This is a genomic window from Nocardioides zeae (assembly GCF_010686755.1).
GTDB lineage: Bacteria > Actinomycetota > Actinomycetes > Propionibacteriales > Nocardioidaceae > Nocardioides > Nocardioides zeae.
Genome location: NZ_JAAGXA010000005.1, coordinates 54,131 through 73,360, shown reverse-complemented (window position 1 = coordinate 73,360; position 19,230 = coordinate 54,131). Strand labels below are relative to the sequence as shown.

Below are 19,230 nucleotides of genomic sequence, written 5' to 3'. Positions count from 1 at the left end.
GTTCCCGTGCTGGCCACGCTAGCGTGGCCCTCGTCACCGACACCGCTGCGCCTCCGGGCGCTCTTCTAGGGGAGCGGAGAAGAGGACGTGGACGACGTCGTACCCGAAGTCAGGTCGGGGGATGAGGTCGCGGCGCGGGAGCGCGCCGCGGCGGGCATCGCCGACACCGTGGACGCTGCGCACGAGCAGCTGGACCGCATCACCCGCCTCGCGCGCAAGCTGTTCCGCGTCGACGCCACCTCGATCACCCTCCTCGACGCGCGCCACGCCTGGCTGCCCAGCGCCCAGGGCATGCCGACGGGCACCGTGCCCCGCCGCGACACCTTCTGCCACACGACGCAGGCGGTCGGCGACCTCCTCGTGGTGCCGGACGCCCGGGACGACGCCAGGTTCCGCTCGCTGCCGATCGTCGCGGGGGGCGACGTGGTCTTCTACGCCGGCCACCCGTTGAAGGACCACCTGGGGAACGTCGTCGGCACGCTCTGCCTGTTCCACGGCAGCAGCCGGGACCTCGACGACGAGGAGCGCGCGGACCTGGCGGACCTCGCTGCGTGGGCCGAGCACGAGCTCGTGTCCTCGAGCGAGATGGGCCAGGCGCGACAGGTGCAGTCGGCGCTCTTCCCCACGACCCCGGTCGACCGCGACGGCTGGCTCGTCGACGGGATCTGCCTCCCCGCGCTCGCGGTGGGCGGCGACTGCTTCGACTACGGCGTGGGCGGCGGGGTCCTCCACCTCGGTGTCGGCGACGTCATGGGCAAGGGCACGAGCGCCGCGCTGCTGGGCGCCGGTGCCCGGTCGGCCGTCCGGGCGACCCACCAGGCGGTGACCGCGGGCGCCGACCTGGGGGTCGTCGCGACGCAGGTGGCCCGGAGCCTCCTGCCCGACCTCGAGGGAGCCGGTGCGTTCCTCACCCTGTTCGAGGCAGCGGTCGACCTCGAGGACGGCTACACCCGCTGGGTCGACGCCGGCGCCGGCCTCGCCGCGATCGTGCGGGCGGGCGGCGGTCACGAGGTGCTCGCCGGCGAGGACCGTCCGTTCGGCGTGCTGCCCGACGACCACTGGAGCGAGCACACCTCGATGCTGGAACCGGGCGACCGGCTGGTGGTGGTCAGCGACGGCGTCCTCGACGTGCTCGAGGACCCGCTCGACCCCTGGCCGGAGCTCGACCGCGTCGTGCGGCGCTCCCCCGCGCCGACCGCGCTCCTCGACGAGGTGCGGGCCATGACCACCCGCCGCACGCCGCTCGACGACGTCACCGTCCTCGCCGTCTACCGGTGCGGCCCGTGACGCGCCGCCTGCTGCTCCTGCGCTGCGTGGTCGTGCTGACCGCGCTGCTGGGCATCAACTACATCACCTGGCGGTGGATCTTCTCGGTCCACTGGTCGGCCTGGTGGATCGCGGTGCCGCTCATCCTGGCGGAGACCTACAGCATGATCGACTCGCTGCTGTTCGGGATGACCATGTGGCGGCTCAAGGAGCGCGGCGACCCGCCGGCGCCCGACCCCGACGCGACCGTCGACGTGTTCATCACGACCTACAACGAGCCCACCGAGCTCGTGCGTGACACCGCCGTGGCCGCGGTCGCCATCCGTCATCCCCACCGCACGTGGATCCTCGACGACGGCAACCGCCCCGAGATGCAGGCGCTCGCCGAGGAGCTCGGCATCGGGTGGATCACGCGCTCCCCAGAGTGGACCGGCATGCCGCGCCACGCCAAGGCCGGCAACCTCAACAACGCGCTGCTCGCCACCGACGGCGAGTTCCTCCTCATCCTCGACGCCGACCAGGTCCCGGCCCCGGAGATCCTCGACCGCACGTTGGGCTACTTCACCGACGACGACGTCGCCCTCGTGCAGACGCCGCAGTACTTCGTCAACGTCCCGGAGTCCGACCCCCTCGGCAGCCAGGCGCCGCTGTTCTACGGCCCGATCCAGCAGGGCAAGGACGGCTGGAACGCGGCCTTCTTCTGCGGCTCCAACGCGGTCATCCGCCGCGAGGCGCTCATCCAGGTCGGCATCGCCCGCTACGTGCACGACACCACCCTCGGCGTCACCCGCGCCCTGCGCTCCGCGCGCACTGTGCTGACCGCCGCACGGAAGGAGCTCGGGCCCGACGACAAGGCCGTGGCGACCGCCCTCGACGAGGTCCTGTACGACGTCGGTCGCGCCCAGCGGGAGATCGACCGCGGCGGTGCCCTGCTCGACGTCACCTACCGGTTCCAGGCCCGCGTCGCGGAGATCCGTCGGCGGCTGGTCGCAGCGGACCTCGAGCTCGTGGCAGCGGACCTCGAGGTGATCGCCGAGCTCGAGGCGCTCGGCGAGTCCGACGAGACCCTCGCGACCGTCAGCCTCGAGAGCCTCGACCGCGTCACGGCGCGGGACCTCTCGCCGCTGGGCGCCATCGAGGCCGTCGAGGCCCTCGTGCGCGCCATCGACGTGGACCGCTCCGGCGAAGCCATCCCGGTCATGCCGATGGCGACCATCTCGGTCACGGAGGACATGGCGACCTGCATGCGCATCCACGGCCTGGGGTGGCGCACCCTCTACCACGACGAGGTGCTGGCCCACGGGCTCGCGCCCGAGGACCTGGAGTCCATGCTCACGCAGCGGTTGCGCTGGGCGCAGGGCACGGCGCAGGTCATGTTCCGCGAGAACCCGCTCACCCAGCGCGGCCTGTCGTGGCCCCAGCGGCTCATGTACTTCGCCACCATGTGGAGCTACCTGTCCGGCTTCGCGGCACTCGTCTACATCGCGGCCCCGGTGATCTACCTGACCATCGGCGTCCTCCCCGTGCAGGCGCTCAGCTCCGACTTCTTCTGGCGCCTGGTGCCGTTCCTCGTCCTCAACCAGCTGCTGTTCTTCGTGGCCGCCGCGGGGAGGCCGACCTGGCGGGGCCAGCAGTACTCGCTGGCGCTGTTCCCGGTCTGGATCACGTCCGTCACGTCCGCGTTCGGCAACGTGTTCCTCGGCCGGTCCCTCGACTTCTCCGTGACGCCGAAGGTCGCCAAGGAGTCCACCGTCCGGCGCTGGGACCTCGTCCGTCCCCAGCTCGTGGCGATGGGTCTGCTCGCGCTCGCCGCCGTCGTCGGGGTCGTCCGGCTCGCCGTGGGCCAGGCCTCCTGGCTCGGCACCTCGCTCAACATGGTCTGGGTCGTCTTCGACCTCGTCATCTTCTCGGTGATCATCCAGGCCGTCCGCTACCGCGGGTTCGCCGCCAGCACCTCGCCGCCGGCGGGCTCGCCCGCACCCCCCTCCCCGCCCGACAGCACCGAAGGAGCCCGATGATCGAGATCGACGTGTCCACCGAGCGCGGCATCGCGGTCGTCGTGCCCCGCGGACGCCTGAACATGGTCGCCGCGAAGCGGCTCCGCGAAGCGCTCGCCGAGGTCGTCGCCGGCGGCACGCACCGCATCGTCGTCGACCTGGGCGAGACCACCTTCCTCGACTCCTCGGGCCTGGGCGCCCTCGTCAGCGGCCTGAAGGCGGCCCGGCAGGCGGGCGGCGACCTGCGCGTGGCGCGCCCGACGCCGGAGGTGCTCGCCGTCTTCCAGCTCACCAACATCGACAAGGTGCTCCGGCCACGGCCGGACGTCGCCAGCGCCTTCGATGTCTGAACCGACCGGGTCCACCGGGTCTACCGGGTCCGCCAGGACCGCCGGACGCGTCGTCGCGCACCTCGAGCTGCCGGCCGACCCGGAGGCGCTCGACACCGCCCACGACGCCCTCGACGCGGCCTGGGCCGAGCACCCCGAGATCGGCGCCGGCGAGCGCATCCGCTTCGTGACCGCCCTCATGGAGATCCTCGGCAACGTCGTCGAGCACGCCTACGCCGCCGACGCCAGCGCCGCCGAGCGGCGGCTCACCGTCGAGGTCGTCGGAGACGGCGACGGCGGCCTGCGCGGACGGATCGAGGACAACGGGCAGCCGGCGGCGCTCGACCTGAGCGACGTCGTCATGCCGGACGCCGACGCGGAGAGCGGCCGTGGACTCGCCCTGGCGGTCGCCGCGCTCGACGACCTGTCCTACATCCGTGTGGGGAGCCGCAACGTGTGGACCCTGCGCTGCGAGCGCCGCCCATGACCCGGGTGTCCCCGGCGACGGTCCGGCCGCGCGCCGTGCGTTCCGTGCGCGCCGTGCGCGCCGTGCTCCTGGTCGCCGTCCTCGGCCTCGTCGCGGGGCTCCTGTCGTGGGCTCCCCCGGCCTCGGCCGACGACGACGCGCCCCCGGCCCTGCCGGCGGCCGGCAGCCCCTGGTTCGGACCGAGCCTGACGTGGACCGACGACTCCGCCGCCGACTACGCGAACCGCCTCGGCGAGGGCCCGTCGCTCTACACGCAGCGGGTCAACTACCCCCTCGGGGACGACGACCGCACGTACCTCCGGCAGTTCGTCGAGCAGGCGGCCACCCAGGGCGCCGTGGCGGTCGTCAGCCTCGAGCCCGTCGTACCGCTCGACGAGCTCACACCCGGCGACGCCGCCGCGTTCGCGGACGAGCTCGTGGAGCTGCACCGCGAGCTCGACTCCTTCTTCCTCGTGCGCTTCGCACCCGAGATGAACGGCACCTGGTACGGCTGGGGGCAGCAACCGCGGTCGTACGTCGCGGCGTTCCGCACGCTCGCCGACGAGGTGCACGCGGCCACGCCGCACGCGGCGATGGTGTGGGCGCCCGTGTACGGCGCGGGCTACCCGTACGGCGCGGCGTACGGCGACGTCGACCCCGACCGGCTGACCGAGGCCGGCGAGCTCGACACCAACGACAACGGGCGGCTCGACGAGGGCGACGACCCCTACGGGCCGTACTGGCCGGGCGACGACGTCGTCGACTGGGTGGGGCTCACGCTCTACCACTTCGGGCCCGACCGCGGCCGGGTCGACAACGACCTCGGCCTCGACGACGGCGGCGAGACCGGGGACCTGGAGACCAGCGAGGGCTTCGAGCTCGACCGGGTGGCCTCGCCCGGCGCCTACCGGGAGCGGCTGGAGGAGCAGTTCAACTACAACCAGGGCACGAGCGGGACGCCGTTCTACGAGCGGTTCGCCGAGGCCAACGACCTGCCGATGCTCGTCGAGACCGGCGCGCTGTGGATCCCCGACGGCGAGGGCGACCCCGAGCTCGCCATCAAGCAGGGGTGGTGGCAGCAGGTCTTCGAGGCCAACGCCGACTACCCCCTCATCCGGGGCATCTCGTGGCTGGAGCAGCGCCGCCCCGAGGCCGAGGCGGGCGACCGGGTGGTCGACTGGCGGGCGACGCGCACCGACGAGCTCGCCACGTCGCTCCGCGCCGACCTCGGCACCGACCGCGTCGACATCGGGCCGGTCACGCGCGTCCTCGACCAGGAGGCCGCCAACGAGGCCACGGCGCAGGGCCGCCAGCCGGCCCCGGACGACATCGGTGCGGAGATGGGGTGGATCGTCTTCTGCGTGGCGTTGCTGGCGCTGCTGTTCGCCCTGGCCGGGATCGCCGGCACGTACGTGCCGTCGTGGCGCTACCCGAACGAGAACGACCCCCGCGACCAGCGCCTCGACCTCTTCCGCGGCTGGATCATCCTCGCCGTCGTGATCACGCACATCGAGGTCACCAGCCCGTACTCCTACCTCAGCCTCAACGCGATCGGCGCGATCACCGGCGCCGAGATGTTCGTGCTGCTCTCCGGGATCGTGCTCGGCATGATCTACCTGCCGACCGTGCGGAAGCTGGGCGAGTGGGTCACCGCGGTGACGATGTGGAAGCGGGCGCGCAAGCAGTACCTCGTGGCGCTGGTCGTCGTCATGCTCGTCTACCTCATCGGGCTGCTGCCGTTCGTCGACGCCACGGTCATCACGACGTTCACCGACCGCGGGACCGGTGAGAACGGCGAGGCCGTCTCGGGGCAGGTCTACGACCTCTACGCCAACGCGCCGCGCCTGTTCGACTACCCGCCGCCGTGGTACGCCGTCAAGCAGCTGCTGCTCCTCGAGATGGGCCCGTGGGTCTTCAACATCATGGGGCTGTTCGTCGTGCTGAGCCTGCTGCTCCCGGTGCTGATGTGGTTCGTCAAGCGCGGCATGTGGTGGCTGGTGCTCGCCGTGTCCTGGGCGCTGTTCGTGTGGAGCTCGATCTCCGAGGTGCACGTGCTCCCGTCGCAGTTCGAGGCCGTCTTCCCGCTGCTCACCTGGCAGATCGCGTTCACCCACGGGCTCGTGCTCGGGGTGTACCGCCGCCAGGTCACCCGGGCCCTCGTGAGCCGCGCGGGCAAGATCGCCTGCGCCGTCTTCGTGTTCGGGTACGCCGGGTCGCTCGTGTGGCTGTGGTTGGCGCACACGTTCGGCTACGCGGCGTCGCCGTTCCCCGAGGGCTCCTACGGCTGGCTCTACGACAACGCGTACACGCGGGTCTTCCTCCAGCCCGGCCGCCTGGTCGACCTGGCCCTCATGATCATCGTGGCCTACGCGGTCCTCACGACCATGTGGAAGCCCATCGACAAGGTCGTCGGGTGGTTCTGGATCCCGCTGGGCTCCGCGAGCCTCTACGTCTTCATCGTGCACGTCTTCTTCGTGCTGGCGGTCGGGAACATCCCGGGCCTCGACCGGGGATCCTGGTGGCAGGGCACCCTCGTCCACACGGCCGTGCTCGCCCTCCTCTGGGTGATGGTCAAGAAGCGGTTCCTCTTCTCGGTGATCCCCCGCTGACCCGAGCGTCTCGTGCGGCTCGGCGTCGTCAGCGCCGATCAGAGGGTGCCGGCGGCCAGGTGGGCGCGGGCCTTGCGGCGCAGGCGCCAGACCTGGGTCAGGCCGAGGCCCCACAGGACGTACTGGAGGCTCATCGCCCAGCGGAACGCCTCGGAGGTGTACGCCGTGCTGGCCCCCGGCGTGCGCCAGTCGAGCACGACACCGATGCCGATCACGAGCGTCAGCGTGGCGATGAAGCCGCCTTGGTTGACGAGCCCGGTGGCGCTCGCGAGACGCTCGACCGGGTTCGCCGTGCGTGCCACGTCCAACCCGATCATCGACGCCGGACCGCCGACGCCTGTCACGACCACGAGCAGCACCAGCAGCGGCAGCGGCGCGTTGCCGGGCCACACGAGCACCAGGGTCCAGACGAGGACGATGGCACCGACGATCGAGAGCACCATGGTGGAGCGCTGGTAGGGGAACGTCCCGACCAACCAGCCCAGGGTGGGCCCGGCCACCATCATCACCAGCACCATCAGCGTGAGCAGGCCACCCGCCGTGGCCTCCGTGAGCCCCTCGCCGCGCACGAGGAACGGGTACCCCCACAGCAGGCCCAGCGTGGTCGCGCTGAACTGGGTGACGAAGTGCATCCAGAAGCCCAGCCGGGTCGCCGGCAGCGCCCACGACGTCGCCAGGCTCGCTCGCAGCTCGCGCCACGAGAGCGGCGCGCCCCGCAGGTTGCGCACGGCGGGGGTGTCGCGCACGACGAGCAGCAGGCCCAGGAGGAGCAGCACGCCGACGGACGCCGACAGCAGGTACGTCGTGGTCCAGCCCAGCTCGCGGAACGCGACCGTCATCGGGACGGCCGCGACGACCGCGCCCAACTGGCCGACCGTGCCCGTCAGCTGGCTGAACAACGGGACCCTCCGCGTGGGGAACCACGACGACACGAGGCGCAGCACGCAGATGAACGTGAGCGCGTCGCCCATGCCGACGAACAGGCGGGCGACCAGCGCGAGCGCATAGGTGTCGGCGAAGGCGAAGGCCGCCTGCGCGAGGCTCATGACGACCACCCCGGCCGTGAGCACCGAGCGCGAGCCGAACCGGTCGACCAGCAGCCCGACCGGCACCTGCATCGCGGCGTACACCGCCAGCTGCAGCATCACGAACGTCGCGAGCTGCGCGGCGGTGATGCCGAAGCGCTCCGTGGCGAGCAGGCCGGCGACGGCCAGCGACGACCGGTGGAAGACCGCGAGGAGGTAGGTCGCGAGGGCGACCGCCCAGACGAGGTAGGTGCGTGCCGCCCCACCGGGATAGTTGCTCATCGCAAGCGGATGCTACGCGGCGGGGTCGGTGGCTACTTCGCCGCCTCCATCATCTGGCGGAGCTCCTTCTTGAGCTCGGAGATCTCGTCGCGCAGCCGGGCCGCCAGCTCGAACTGCAGCTCGGCGGCGGCGGTCTTCATCTGGTCGGACAGGTCCTGGATCAGCTGGGCCAGGTCGGCGCTCGGCAGCCCGGCGGCACCGGACTCCCGTTCCTTCGCGCGCTCGCCCAGGACGGGCACGGGGGCCCGCGCGGGGGCCTTCGCGGACGGCTTCACCCCGCCGGCGCGGCCCTTCTGCCCGACGTCGGCCCACGTCTGGAGGAGCGCCTCCGTCGTCTCGTCCTCGCGCGCCAGCATCTCCGTGATGTCGGCGATCTTCTTGCGCAGCGGCTGGGGGTCGATGCCGTGCTCGCGGTTGTAGGCGATCTGCTTGTCGCGACGTCGGTTGGTCTCGTCGATCGCCCGCTCCATCGAGGGGGTGATCCGGTCCGCGTACATGTGCACCTGGCCCGACACGTTGCGCGCCGCACGGCCGATCGTCTGGATGAGCGACTTGTCGGAGCGCAGGAAGCCCTCCTTGTCGGCGTCGAGGATCGCGACGAGCGACACCTCGGGAAGGTCGAGGCCCTCACGGAGGAGGTTGATGCCGACCAGCACGTCGTACGCGCCCATGCGGAGGTCGCGCAGCAGCTCGATGCGCTTGAGCGTGTCGACCTCGGAGTGCAGGTAGCGCGTGCGGAGACCGGCGTCGAGCAGGTAGTCGGTGAGGTCCTCCGACATCTTCTTCGTCAGCGTCGTGACGAGCACCCGCTCCTCGCGCTCCACCCGGGTGCGGATCTCGCCGATGAGGTCGTCGATCTGCCCCTTCGTCGGCTTGACCACGACCTCGGGGTCGACGAGCCCGGTCGGCCGGATGATCTGCTCGACGACGTCACCGCCGACCTTGTCGAGCTCGTAGTCGCCCGGCGTGGCCGAGAGGTAGATCGTCTGGCCGATCCGCTCGAGGAACTCCTCCCAGCGCAGCGGCCGGTTGTCCATCGCGCTCGGCAGCCGGAAGCCGTGCTCGACCAGGTTGCGCTTGCGGGACATGTCCCCCTCGTACATCCCGCCGATCTGCGGCACCGCGACGTGGGACTCGTCGACGACGAGCAGGAAGTCCTCCGGGAAGTAGTCGAGGAGCGTGTTGGGCGCCGTGCCCCGGGCACGGCCGTCCATGTGCATCGAGTAGTTCTCGATGCCCGAGCAGGACCCCACCTGGCGCATCATCTCGATGTCGTAGGTCGTGCGCATCCGCAGCCGCTGCGCCTCCAGCAGCTTGCCCTGGGACTCGAACGCGGCGAGCTGCTCCGCCAGCTCGGCCTCGATGCCGCGGATCGACTTCTCCATGCGCTCCGGCCCCGCGATGTAGTGCGACGCCGGGAAGACGTGGAGCTCCGTGTCCTCCGTGAGCACCTCCCCCGTGACCGCGTGGAGGGTGGAGAGGCGCTCGATCTCGTCGCCGAAGAACTCCACGCGCACCGCGTGCTCCTCGTAGACCGGGAAGATCTCGAGGGTGTCGCCCCGCACCCGGAAGGTGCCGCGGGTGAACGACATGTCGTTGCGGGCGTACTGGATCTCCACCAGCCGCCGGAGGACGCTGTCGCGGTCGTGCTCCTCCCCCACCCGCAGCCGGAGCATGCGGTCGACGTACTCCTGCGGGGTGCCCAGGCCGTAGATGCACGACACCGTCGAGACCACGATGACGTCGCGGCGGGTCAGCAGCGAGTTGGTGGCCGAGTGGCGCAGCCGCTCGACCTCCTCGTTGATCGCCGAGTCCTTCTCGATGTAGGTGTCCGTCTGCGGGACGTAGGCCTCGGGCTGGTAGTAGTCGTAGTACGACACGAAGTACTCGACCGCGTTCTTCGGGAAGAGCTGCCGCAGCTCGTTCGCGAACTGCGCCGCGAGGGTCTTGTTGGGCTGCAGGACCAGCAGCGGCCGCTGGAGCTGCTCGGCGACCCACGCCACCGTGGCGGTCTTGCCCGTGCCGGTCGCACCGAGGAGCACCACGTCCTCGGTGCCGCCCTGGATGCGCCGCGTGATCTCGGCGATCGCCGTCGGCTGGTCGCCGCCCGGCTGGTAGTCGGAGAGCACGTGCAGCGGGGCCACGCTGCGCTCGAGATCGGTGACGGGTCGCATGCCTGCGAGCGTACGACGCGGCACCGACAGTCCTGAGCGGCGTCGGCGCCGACGGCGCCGACGGTCAGACCAGGACCCGGGCCAGCAGTCAGGCCAGCTGGATCCCGCGGGCGCCCAGCGCCTCGCGGACGGTGGCGCGGAGCTGCTTCGGCGCGAAGGGCTTGCTCATGAACTCGTCGGCCCCGCTCTCCGAGCCGACCTCGCGGTCGGCGCGCTCCTCGCGCGCCGTCAGGATCAGCACGTAGGCGTCCGAGAACTCCCGGAGCCGCCGGCAGGTCTCGATCCCGTCGATGTCGGGCAGCCCGAGGTCGAGGGTCACCAGGTGGGGCGCCTCGCTGCGTGCCAGCTCGAGCGCGGTCAGCCCGTCGCCGGCCTGCAGCACGTCGACCCCCAGCTGTCCCACGACGATGGCGACCAGCTCACGGATGTCGGCGTCGTCGTCGACGACCAGCACGCGGCCTCGCTCCGTCATCAGCACCCCTCGTCACGCGCTCGAGCCCTGTCCAGCGGAAGCCAACCACACCGACGGGGCAACCGTCCCACCGACGCCCGCCCGACCGACCGCCGGTTCCCACCGGCGCGCGGGCGCCGCCGCGGTTGGGTAGGTTGGGCGCGTGAGACTCAGGGGCGCCCCCACCGACCGCCTGCTGCGTGTGCTGCGCCGGACGCTCCTCGCGATGGTGGGCGTGCCGTTCGCCCTCGCGATCAGCATGACCCTCGTCGACTCCTACCGCCGTCGCGGCAAGAAGCCCCGTCCGTTCCCCACCACGCCCCCCTCGACCAACGAGGTGGGCGGTGGCGAGATGACCGTCTACACCTACGGCCAGGACCTGTACGACGACATGCTGGCCGCCATCGGCGGAGCGCGGAAGCGGATCCTCCTCGAGACCTACATCTGGAAGGGCGACGAGGTCGGCGAGCAGTTCAAGGCCGCGCTGGTCGACGCCGCGCGACGTGGCGTCGAGGTCTACTGCATCTACGACGCGTTCGCGAACCTGGTCGTCTCGCCCCGCTTCAAGCGCTTCCCCCCGGAGATCAAGGTGTTGCGCTACCCGGTCTACAGCGCCGGCCTGCGCTTCTGGGACCTCCGGCGCTACGGCCGCGACCACCGCAAGATCCTCGTCGTCGACGACGAGGTCGCGTTCGTCGGCGGCTACAACCTCGGCGCCGCGTACGCCACGGAGTGGCGCGACACGCACGTGCGCCTCACGGGGTCGAGCGTCTGGGACCTCACACGCACGTTCGCGGACTTCTGGAACCTCAACCGGCGCAAGCGCTTCCGCTCCAGCGAGCGTCCCCTGCTCCTCGAGGCGGCGTCGGTCTGGGAGCCCCGCATCCGGATCCACCGCAACATCCCGCGGCTGTGGATGTTCCCCATCCGCTCGATGTACCTCGAGGCCATCGACCGCGCCACCGACCACATCTGGATGACGCACGCCTACTTCATCCCCGACCAGGACTTCGTCGACTCCCTCGTCCGGGCGGCGCGACGCGGCGTCGACGTCCGCGTGCTGCTCCCGCACAAGTCGAACCACGTGGTCGCCGACTGGATCTCCCGCGGGTACTACTCGCAGCTGCTCGACGCCGGGGTCCGCATCCTCCGCTTCCGCGACGCGATGGTGCACGCCAAGACCTCGACCATCGACGGCAGCTGGTCCACCGTCGGCACCGCCAACGTCGACCGCCTCAGCCTCCAGGGCAACTACGAGGTGAACGTCGAGGTCATCGACGAGCAGTTCGCCGCGACGATGGAGGCGATCTTCCTCACCGACCAGGGTCACTCCCTGGAGCTGCACAGCGCCGAGTGGGAGGCGCGCTCCGCCCACCGGAAGTTCACCGAGTTCGTGCTCGCCCCCCTGCGCCCGCTGCTCTGAGCCCCCGCGGTCCGGCGGCGGTCCTCAGCGGTCCAGCGGCGGCGGGGCGTACTGGGCCCCCCGACGCACCGGCCCCCCGATCGCGCAACGGCCGTCGAGGTACAACGGCTGCTGGTCGGTGCTCATCGGGTCGGCCCGCGTGTCGCGGTAGTCGCACTCCTCGCCGCCCTGCAGCCACAGGTCCACGTTGAGCCACCCGTCCTGGAAGGCCGAGGCGAACCGGCTGTTGCCGTAGACGAGCGCGTCGGGCAGCGCCCGCAGGTGCGGCTCGCGCTGGTAGGCGACCTCGCCGATGACGTCGAGCTGCGTGAGAAGGGGGGGCAGCACCGGGCGGAGGTCGGCCACGAGCAGGCGGGTGTTCGCGAAGTCCCCTCCGGCGCGGGACAGGATGTCGCGGAAGGTCGGGTCGAAGTCGCGCAGGAACGCGGCGAGCGAGGCGGCGGCCGTCGAGAAGCGCTCGAGGTTCTCCTGGTTGCCCTGGAGCACCTCGCCGACCGTCTCGCCGTTCACGAGCAGGTTCTGCGTCTCGGGCCAGACCTCGTCGAGCGCCGTCGACAGCTCGTCGGTGGCGTCGAGAAGGGTCTCGAGGTCGTCCCCGACACCGTCGGTCGCGGCGCCGAGCTCCTGCAGCACCGTGCGGAGCTGGTCCTGGTCGATGACCTCGATGAAGGCGTTGACGCTCTCCGCCGCCTCGGCGAACGAGACCGGGATGTCCACCGCGTCCGCGGAGATCGTGTCGCCGTCGGCGAGGTAGGGACCCTCGTCGGTCTCCGGCCGGAAGTCCAGGTACTGCTCGCCCACCGGCGACAGGCTCCGCACCTGCGCCTGCGTGGAGCGCGGCACCTCGACCCCGTCCGAGAGGCTCACGGTCGCCGTCACGCCGCCGTCCGGGTTGATCCGGATCTGCTCGACGGTGCCGACCCGCGACCCCCGGTACGCCGCGGCCGAACCCTCGAAGAGGCCGCCGGAGCGCGGGAGCTCGATGGTCACGCGGTCGGGCCGACCCGTGAGGGGCAGGTTGAGCACGACCGTCAGGAGGTAGCCCACGCAGATGGCGAGGGTGACGACCAGCCCGACGACGCTGAGCACGGGCTTGCTGGGAACCAGGCGCGCCATCGTCAGCCTCCGTTCGGGGTCGAGCCGCCGAGCAGGTCACCCAGGCCCGGCAGCGGTGAGTTGAGGACGGAGGTGACGCGCAGCTTGAAGTAGAGGTTCAGGTAGTCCGTCGGCGTGCGTGAGTCGATCGTCGCCGAGAACGTCTGGAGGTCGTCGAGCGCCGGGAGCAGGTCGTCCTCGGCCGCCAGGATCGTGTCGAGCACGGGGCCGAGCTCGTCGAGGATCAGCACGAGGTCGTCGCGCGTGCTCTCCACCAGGTCGTCGGCCGTGATCGCCAACGCGTCGGCGCTCTCGAGGAGCGCCGCCAGGTCGTCCGTGTTCTCCGTCAGCGTCTGGGCTGCGGGGCGGAGGTCGCGCAGCGCCGCGTTGATGGTCTCCTCGCGGGCGTCGAGCGTCTGCGACGCCGCCGCCAGCGCGTCGAGCACCCGGTCGATCTCCTGGGTCGACGCCAGGGCCTCGGCCAGGAACACGTCCGTCTGCTCGATGAAGTTCTGCGTGGCACCGACGCGGCCGTCGAGGGCCGTGTTGAGCTCGCTGACGATCGTCTGGATCTGCCCCAGGTTGCCGCCGTTGACGAGGAGCGAGGCCGAGGCCAGCGCGTCCTCGACCGTGGTGGCGACCGTGGTCGCGTCCACGGGCACGACGGCGCCGTCCGCGAGGGGCGTGCCGCCGCCCTCGGCGGCGGAGACCTCGACGTACACCTCGCCGAGGGCCGTCGTGTAGCGCAGGCGGAAGTCGGAGCCCTCGGGGATCTCGACGTCCTCGTCGACCGCCATGGTGACGCGGGCGGCGTAGTCGGCGGGCTGGATGTCGACGACCTTGCCGACCTTGACGCCGTCCAGCTTCACGGCGGCACCCGCCGGGAGGTTGAGCGCGTCGGTGAAGGTCGCCTCGATCGTGTACTGCCCGGCGCCGACGGCGGACGGGCGGAGGGCGTCGGCCCGTTCCCGGGCCGAGCTGCAGCCCGTCAGGGCGGCGGCGCCCAGGCCGAGGGCCACGGCGGCGGCCACGAGCCGTCGGGCCCGAGCGGGACCGGCAGGGGGTCGCGGGGTGGGGCGGGGGGTGGCGGTCACGGCTGCAGCAGCTCCCTCAGGTCGCCCAGGAGGGCGAGCAGGTCGGGACTCGTGCCGAGCTGCGCACACACGTCGAGCGGCAGGTCGGCCAGGGTCTGGCAGAGGGCCTCGGTCACGGGTTGGACCGGCGAGAAGTACTGCGGGGGCAGCTTCACCAGCACCCTGTTGTCGTCGGTGACCGCGTCGCCCACGTTGCGGAACGCCAGCGGCAGGATCTCGATGGTCTCCTCGAGCTGGGCCCGGTGCTCGACCAGGTTCTCGAGCACGTCGGTGAGGCCACGCGTGGTGTTGACGATGCCCGCCCGGTTCTCGACCGAGAAGCGGCCGAGGGCCTCGAGCGCGTTGCTGAGGGCCACGAGCGAGTCGCCGAAGTTGTCCTGCTCCGCGGCGAACAGCTCGGTCGCCTCCGTGACGCTCGTGAGGAACTCGTTGATCGTGTCCTGGTTGGTGGCCAGCAGCGTCGTCAGCTCGTCGAGGTCGACGATCGTGCCGGCGACGTCGTCGGTGTTGCCCGACAGCGCCTCGGCCGCCGCGGCGAACTGGGTGATCGTCTCGTTGATCTGCTGCCCGCGGCCGTTGAGGGTCTCCGCGCCGACCTCCAGCAGGCGGTTGAGCGTGTCGGCGTTGCCGTCCGGTCCGCGGAGGCCGTCGCTGAACGTGCGCAGGGTCTCCAACACCTCGTCGAACTCCACCGGGGTGCGCGTGCGCTCGACGGGGATGACCGCGCCGTCCTCCAGACGGGGGCCGTCGGCGAAGGCGGGGGTCATCTCGACGTACCGGTCCGTGGCGACCGACCGCGACGCGACGACCGCACCGGCGCTGGCCGGGAGGTCGGCGTCCGGCCCGATCTCGAGCGTCACCTCGACGATCTCGCCGCGCGGCTCGATCTCGGTCACGGTGCCGACGGTCACGCCGAGGATCCCGACGTCGTTGCCGACGAACAGGCCGGAGGTCGTGCGGAACTGCGCGGTGACGGTGATGTCGTCGTCGCCGACGGAGCAGCCGCCGGTGCTGGCGAGGAGCCCGGCGATGGCGAGGCCCGAGAACGCCCGCCTCAGGACCGGGCGACGGCTCGATCGGGTCGTGGACGGCGTGCTCATCCCACGCACCGCCTTTCGATGACGCACTCGAGGTTGTCGGGCAGGGCGCTGGGCGTGTAGAGCGCGACCCACGGTCCGGTGGCCGCGCTGTTGGTGAAGTAGCGCGCCGTCGCCGGCAGCATCGTCAACGCCTGGTTGAGGGTCTGCTCGTGGCGCTGGAGCACGCCCACCGTCACGTCGAGGTCGGAGAGCAGCGGCGCCACGGCCTCCTCGTTGTCCTCGATCACCCCGGTCAGCAGGTTGCCGAGCTCCGTCATGTCGGTGAGGAGCTGGCTGATCGCGTCGCGCCGCACCCGGAGGACGTCGAGGATGAGGTCGCCCTGCTGCATCAGCTCGACGAGGGCGGGCGTGGTGTCGGTCAGCTGCTGCGTCACCTGCCGGGCCGCCGTCAGGAGCGAGGACAGCTGGTCGGACCGCTCCACGACGACGCCGGACAGCGCCTCGACCCCGTCGAGCGCCGGACCGATGTCGTCACCGGTGACGTCGAGCACCTCGGTGATCTGCGCGAGGCTCTGCTCGAGCTGGACGGTGTCGAACTCCGAGAGCTCGCCCACCGCACCGTCGACCGCGTCCTGCAGGTTGTAGGGCACCCGCGTCTGCGCCACCGGGATCGTGTCGTCCTCGAGCTCGCCCTCGCCGCCGGGCGTGACCAGCAGGAAGTGGGTGCCGAGCAGCGTCGCGACCTTGACCTCCGCGGTCGTGCCGGCGCCGAGCTCGATGTCGTCGTCCATCGTGAAGGTCACCCGCACGGCCTCGCCGTCGAGCTCGACCGCCGTGACGTCGCCGGCGCTCACGCCGGCGACCTGGACCTCCTCGCCGGCCCGGATCCCCCCGGTGCTCTGCAGCATCGCCGAGTACGTGCGCGTGCCGATCGAGAGACCCGACGCGGCACCGACGAGGGCACCGACGAAGGCGAGCACCGCGAGGCCGGCGAGCCCGACGCGGTAGCGGTTGGCGTTGGCCAGGCTGAACTTGCTCACAGGGTGCACCCCTCCGAGTACGGTCCGCCCCCGCTGGGGACGTAGGCGGTCGCGCCGAGCACCTCGACACCGAGCGTGCAGATGTAGACGTTGAGGTAGGCGCCGTAGGACATCGACCGGCCGTACCCGCCCAGGAGCAGCGGCAGGGCCTCGATCGTGCGCGCTACCCGCTCCTGCTCGCGGGCGAGCAGGGCGGCCGTGCTCTGCAGGCTCTGGACGTCCGCGGCCAGGGGTGCCCGGATCTCCCCGAGGAGGTCGGAGGTCGACGCGACGAGGTCGCCGAGGTTGTCGATGGAGTCGGCGAACACGTCACGCTGCGCGGCGAGGCCGGTCATGAGGTCCCGCAGCTGGTCGACCGTCGCGTCGAACTGCGCCGACTGCTCGTCGAGGTTCTCGAGCACGGGGGTCAGGTTCGTCAGCACCTCGCCGAAGACCTGGTCCTTGCTCGCCAGGTATTGAGTCGCCTCGGCCGTGTTCTGCAGCAGCGACTCGATCGTGCCGGCCTCGCCCTGCAGGACCGCGACGATGTTGGCCGCCAGCTGGTTGACCTCGCTGGGCTCGAGCACGTTGAAGAGCGGCTCGAAGCCGTTGAGGAGCACGGTGAGGTCGAACCCGGGCGACGTGCGCTCGAGCGGGATCGTGCCCCCCGGCTCGAGCTCGGCGCCCCGGTCCTCCGGGGCGGTGAGCGCGAGGTACCTCTGGCCCAGCAGGTTCTGGTAGCGCAGCGCGAGCAGCGTGCGCTCGTAGACCGGCTGGTCGTCGCGGAGCGAGAAGGTCACCTCGGCGACGTTGCCCTCGCCGAGCTCGATGGTCTCCACCCGGCCCACCTTGACGCCGGCGACCCGCACGTCGTCGCCCTCGCGCAGACCGCTGACGGCCGTGAACTGGGCCGTCCACGTGGTGGTGTCACCGCCGACGGAGTTCGTCATCATGCGGAACAGGCCGACGAACAGCACGATGGAGACGACCGCGAAGATCGTGAACTTGACGAGGGTGCTCTTCCAACCGGTCACGTCAGCACCCCCGTCCGCGCAGGTCGCCGTACGTCGGGCAGTCGGCCGCGCCGTACGGCCGCGGTCCGGTGAGCACCAGGTTGGCGTCGATGCGCACGTACCGGCCGTAGCTCATGGCCTCGGTGAACCCGCGGCCGAAGTCGGCGGCCGCCAGCACGCCCGCGACCACCTGGTCGCGCTCGTCGTAGAGCACGTCGACCGTCACGGCCGTCGTCATGAGGACGGAGATGAGCTGCTCCTCGTTCTCGGTCAGCAGGGCGTTGGTCTCGTCGAAGGCGGCCGAGCCGTTGGTGACGAGCGCGGCGAAGTTGCGCTCCTGCTCGATGAGCGTGCGCGCGGCGACGAGCACGTCATCGGTGGCCTCGAAGAGGTCCGGCGCGTAGCGCTGGAACGCCTCGAGGTTCGAGGAGAGGAGCTCGAGGTTGCGGCGCACGGCCGGCATCTCCGGGTTGAGGCGCCCGAGGTAGGACCCCAGCCGCTCGATCGTGACCCCGAGCTGCTCGCCGTTGCCGTCGAGGGCCTGGGCGAGGTTGCGGAGCGTGGTCGCCAGCTCCGCCGGCCCGAGCGCGGTCACGATCTGGTCGATGCTGTCGAGCACCTGCTGCAGCTCGAGCGTCTCCTGGCTCGTGTCCTGCGGGATGCGCTGCCCCGCCTGGAGGAAGTCACCGCTGGCGCCCGGCGAGACGAGCTCGACGAACGACGTGCCGAACACGGTCGCGGGCAGCACCCGGGCGACGACGTTGTCGGGCACGTCCTCGGACAGCTCGGGGTCGAGCTTCACCCCGACCTCGACGGGCTGGCGACCCGTCTCCGCGTCGCGCTCCGCGGCGTGGGCGATCGACTGCACCTGACCGATCACCACGCCCTGGTAGCGCACGTCGGAGCCGTCCACCAGCGCGCCGCCGGCGTTGTCGAGCGTCACCGTGGCGTCGAACCGCTCGGCGAAGGCACCCCGGCCGACGAGCACGAGCAGGGCGACGACCAGGGCCAGCACGGCCAGCCCCACGATGCCGCGCACGACGAGCGTGGCACGACTGGGGTCGCGCGTGTTGCCGCGCAGCAGATCTATGACCTTCATCGGTTCACCCCGTTCACCCCGTGATCCTGAATCCGGGGTCGTTGCCCCAGAAGGCGAGCGTGAGCAGCATGTTCATGAGGATGACCACCACGATGCTGGCGCGGATCGCGCGGCCCGTCGCCTCGCCGACGCCCTGCGGGCCGCCGCCCGCGTTGAAGCCGAACCAGCAGTGGATGAGCGTGACGAGGGCGGCGAACACCACGATCTTGATGACGGAGAAGAAGACGTCCCGTCCCGAGATGAAGATGTCGAAGTAGTACTCGTAGGTTCCCGCGGACTGGCCGAACACCACCACCACCGCGAACTGCGAGGCGATCCACGACCCGATGAGGCCGATGAGGTAGAGCGGCAGGATCGCGATCATCGACGCCAGCACGCGGGTCGTGACGAGGTAGCGCAGCGGGTGCACGGCCATGACACCGAGGGCGTCGATCTCCTCGTGGATGCGCATCGAGCCGAGCTGCGAGGTGAACCGGCAGCCCACCTGTGCGGCGAGCGCCAGCGCGGCGATCAGGGGGGCGAGCTCGCGGGTGTTCACCGAGGCGGACACGAAGCCCGTCAGGGGTGCGAGCCCGACGAGCTCGAGGCCGTTGAAGCCCTCGATGCCCAGCGAGGTGCCCGCCGAGAGGGAGAGCAGCACCATGACGCCGATCGTTCCGCCGCCGACGATGATGGCGCCGGAGCCCCAGCTGATGTCCATCAGCTGGCGCAGCACCTCCTTGCGGTAGTTGACGAGCGTGTACCGGGTCGCGAGCAGCGCCCGCACCGCGAAGGTGACGAAGTCGCCGAAGCGCGCGAGCGCGTCGGTGGGACCGTCGAGGATCTTGCTGGCCACGTCTCTCCTCCTC

At 71.2% G+C, this 19,230-nt stretch carries 16 protein-coding genes; 6 read left to right on the top strand and 10 right to left on the bottom strand.

Going from position 1 to position 19,230, the window contains the following annotated elements:
* Positions 1-87 precede the first annotated feature (87 nt).
* The 5 genes from G3T38_RS08470 to opgC are packed head-to-tail and all read left to right on the top strand — an operon-like array spanning position 88 to position 6,667.
* Positions 88-1,287 carry a SpoIIE family protein phosphatase gene (locus G3T38_RS08470; protein ID WP_163771865.1) on the top strand — a complete coding sequence of 400 codons (1,200 nt, stop codon included), beginning with the start codon at positions 88-90 and terminating at the stop codon, positions 1,285-1,287.
* Complete coding sequence (locus tag G3T38_RS08465) at positions 1,284-3,284, top strand: glycosyltransferase (protein ID WP_338037538.1); 2,001 nt, start codon at positions 1,284-1,286, stop codon at positions 3,282-3,284. Before G3T38_RS08470 ends, G3T38_RS08465 begins: the two co-directional genes overlap by 4 nt.
* Positions 3,281-3,613 (top strand): STAS domain-containing protein, encoded by a 333-nt coding sequence (locus tag G3T38_RS08460; protein ID WP_163771863.1) that lies wholly within the window; start codon positions 3,281-3,283, stop codon positions 3,611-3,613. The genes G3T38_RS08465 and G3T38_RS08460 overlap by 4 nt, the downstream gene beginning before the upstream one ends.
* The gene (locus tag G3T38_RS08455; protein ID WP_163771862.1) at positions 3,606-4,079 is read left to right on the top strand and encodes an ATP-binding protein; all 474 of its coding nucleotides are present in this window, start codon (positions 3,606-3,608) and stop codon (positions 4,077-4,079) included. Before G3T38_RS08460 ends, G3T38_RS08455 begins: the two co-directional genes overlap by 8 nt.
* A complete protein-coding gene (opgC, locus tag G3T38_RS08450; RefSeq protein WP_163771861.1) occupies positions 4,076-6,667 on the top strand; it encodes an OpgC domain-containing protein in 2,592 nt (863 codons plus the stop codon). The genes G3T38_RS08455 and opgC overlap by 4 nt, the downstream gene beginning before the upstream one ends.
* Positions 6,668-6,705: 38 nt before the next feature.
* Here the strand turns inward: opgC and G3T38_RS08445 are convergent, their stop codons facing one another.
* From G3T38_RS08445 to G3T38_RS08435, 3 genes are all read right to left on the bottom strand, one after another.
* On the bottom strand, positions 6,706-7,974 hold the full coding sequence (locus tag G3T38_RS08445; protein WP_163771860.1) for an MFS transporter: 1,269 nt from the start codon (positions 7,972-7,974) through the stop codon (positions 6,706-6,708).
* 32 nt (positions 7,975-8,006) lie between these two features.
* Positions 8,007-10,148, bottom strand: coding sequence for an excinuclease ABC subunit UvrB (uvrB, locus tag G3T38_RS08440; RefSeq protein ID WP_163771859.1), 2,142 nt, complete (start codon positions 10,146-10,148; stop codon positions 8,007-8,009).
* 88 nt (positions 10,149-10,236) lie between these two features.
* Positions 10,237-10,620 carry a response regulator transcription factor gene (locus G3T38_RS08435; protein WP_163771858.1) on the bottom strand — a complete coding sequence of 128 codons (384 nt, stop codon included), beginning with the start codon at positions 10,618-10,620 and terminating at the stop codon, positions 10,237-10,239.
* 205 nt (positions 10,621-10,825) lie between these two features.
* On the opposite strand from G3T38_RS08435, the gene G3T38_RS08430 reads away from it, so the two are divergent.
* A complete protein-coding gene (locus tag G3T38_RS08430) occupies positions 10,826-12,022 on the top strand; it encodes a phospholipase D-like domain-containing protein (RefSeq protein WP_163772068.1) in 1,197 nt (398 codons plus the stop codon).
* A gap of 24 nt (positions 12,023-12,046) precedes the next feature.
* Here the strand turns inward: G3T38_RS08430 and G3T38_RS08425 are convergent, their stop codons facing one another.
* The 7 genes from G3T38_RS08425 to G3T38_RS08395 are packed head-to-tail and all read right to left on the bottom strand — an operon-like array spanning position 12,047 to position 19,217.
* Positions 12,047-13,138, bottom strand: coding sequence for an MlaD family protein (locus G3T38_RS08425; RefSeq protein ID WP_163771857.1), 1,092 nt, complete (start codon positions 13,136-13,138; stop codon positions 12,047-12,049).
* A gap of 2 nt (positions 13,139-13,140) precedes the next feature.
* A complete protein-coding gene (locus G3T38_RS08420) occupies positions 13,141-14,211 on the bottom strand; it encodes an MCE family protein (protein WP_163771856.1) in 1,071 nt (356 codons plus the stop codon).
* Positions 14,208-15,311, bottom strand: a complete 1,104-nt coding sequence (locus tag G3T38_RS08415; protein ID WP_163771855.1) for an MCE family protein — start codon at positions 15,309-15,311, stop codon at positions 14,208-14,210. The genes G3T38_RS08420 and G3T38_RS08415 overlap by 4 nt, the downstream gene beginning before the upstream one ends.
* Positions 15,308-16,291 (bottom strand): MCE family protein, encoded by a 984-nt coding sequence (locus tag G3T38_RS08410; protein WP_163771854.1) that lies wholly within the window; start codon positions 16,289-16,291, stop codon positions 15,308-15,310. Before G3T38_RS08410 ends, G3T38_RS08415 begins: the two co-directional genes overlap by 4 nt.
* Positions 16,288-17,304 carry an MCE family protein gene (locus G3T38_RS08405; RefSeq protein WP_163771853.1) on the bottom strand — a complete coding sequence of 339 codons (1,017 nt, stop codon included), beginning with the start codon at positions 17,302-17,304 and terminating at the stop codon, positions 16,288-16,290. Before G3T38_RS08405 ends, G3T38_RS08410 begins: the two co-directional genes overlap by 4 nt.
* A 1-nt stretch (position 17,305) precedes the next feature.
* Positions 17,306-18,382: an MCE family protein gene (locus G3T38_RS08400; protein ID WP_163771852.1), complete on the bottom strand. Its 1,077-nt coding sequence runs from the start codon at positions 18,380-18,382 to the stop codon at positions 17,306-17,308.
* Between the two features lie 13 nt (positions 18,383-18,395).
* On the bottom strand, positions 18,396-19,217 hold the full coding sequence (locus G3T38_RS08395; RefSeq protein WP_163771851.1) for an MlaE family ABC transporter permease: 822 nt from the start codon (positions 19,215-19,217) through the stop codon (positions 18,396-18,398).
* Between the last annotated feature and the right edge of the window lie 13 nt (positions 19,218-19,230).

What these genes read in the sequence shown, in the direction of transcription:
- G3T38_RS08460 (WP_163771863.1), top strand. Translation starts at nt 3,281, where the DNA reads ATGATCGAGATCGACGTGTCCACCGAGCGCGGCATCGCGGTCGTCGTG.
- G3T38_RS08455 (WP_163771862.1), top strand. Translation starts at nt 3,606, where the DNA reads ATGTCTGAACCGACCGGGTCCACCGGGTCTACCGGGTCCGCCAGGACC.
- opgC (WP_163771861.1), top strand. Translation starts at nt 4,076, where the DNA reads ATGACCCGGGTGTCCCCGGCGACGGTCCGGCCGCGCGCCGTGCGTTCC.
- G3T38_RS08445 (WP_163771860.1), bottom strand. Translation starts at nt 7,974, where the DNA reads ATGAGCAACTATCCCGGTGGGGCGGCACGCACCTACCTCGTCTGGGCG.
- uvrB (WP_163771859.1), bottom strand. Translation starts at nt 10,148, where the DNA reads ATGCGACCCGTCACCGATCTCGAGCGCAGCGTGGCCCCGCTGCACGTG.
- G3T38_RS08435 (WP_163771858.1), bottom strand. Translation starts at nt 10,620, where the DNA reads ATGACGGAGCGAGGCCGCGTGCTGGTCGTCGACGACGACGCCGACATC.
- G3T38_RS08430 (WP_163772068.1), top strand. Translation starts at nt 10,826, where the DNA reads ATGGTGGGCGTGCCGTTCGCCCTCGCGATCAGCATGACCCTCGTCGAC.
- G3T38_RS08425 (WP_163771857.1), bottom strand. Translation starts at nt 13,138, where the DNA reads ATGGCGCGCCTGGTTCCCAGCAAGCCCGTGCTCAGCGTCGTCGGGCTG.
- G3T38_RS08415 (WP_163771855.1), bottom strand. Translation starts at nt 15,311, where the DNA reads ATGAGCACGCCGTCCACGACCCGATCGAGCCGTCGCCCGGTCCTGAGG.
- G3T38_RS08400 (WP_163771852.1), bottom strand. Translation starts at nt 18,382, where the DNA reads ATGAAGGTCATAGATCTGCTGCGCGGCAACACGCGCGACCCCAGTCGT.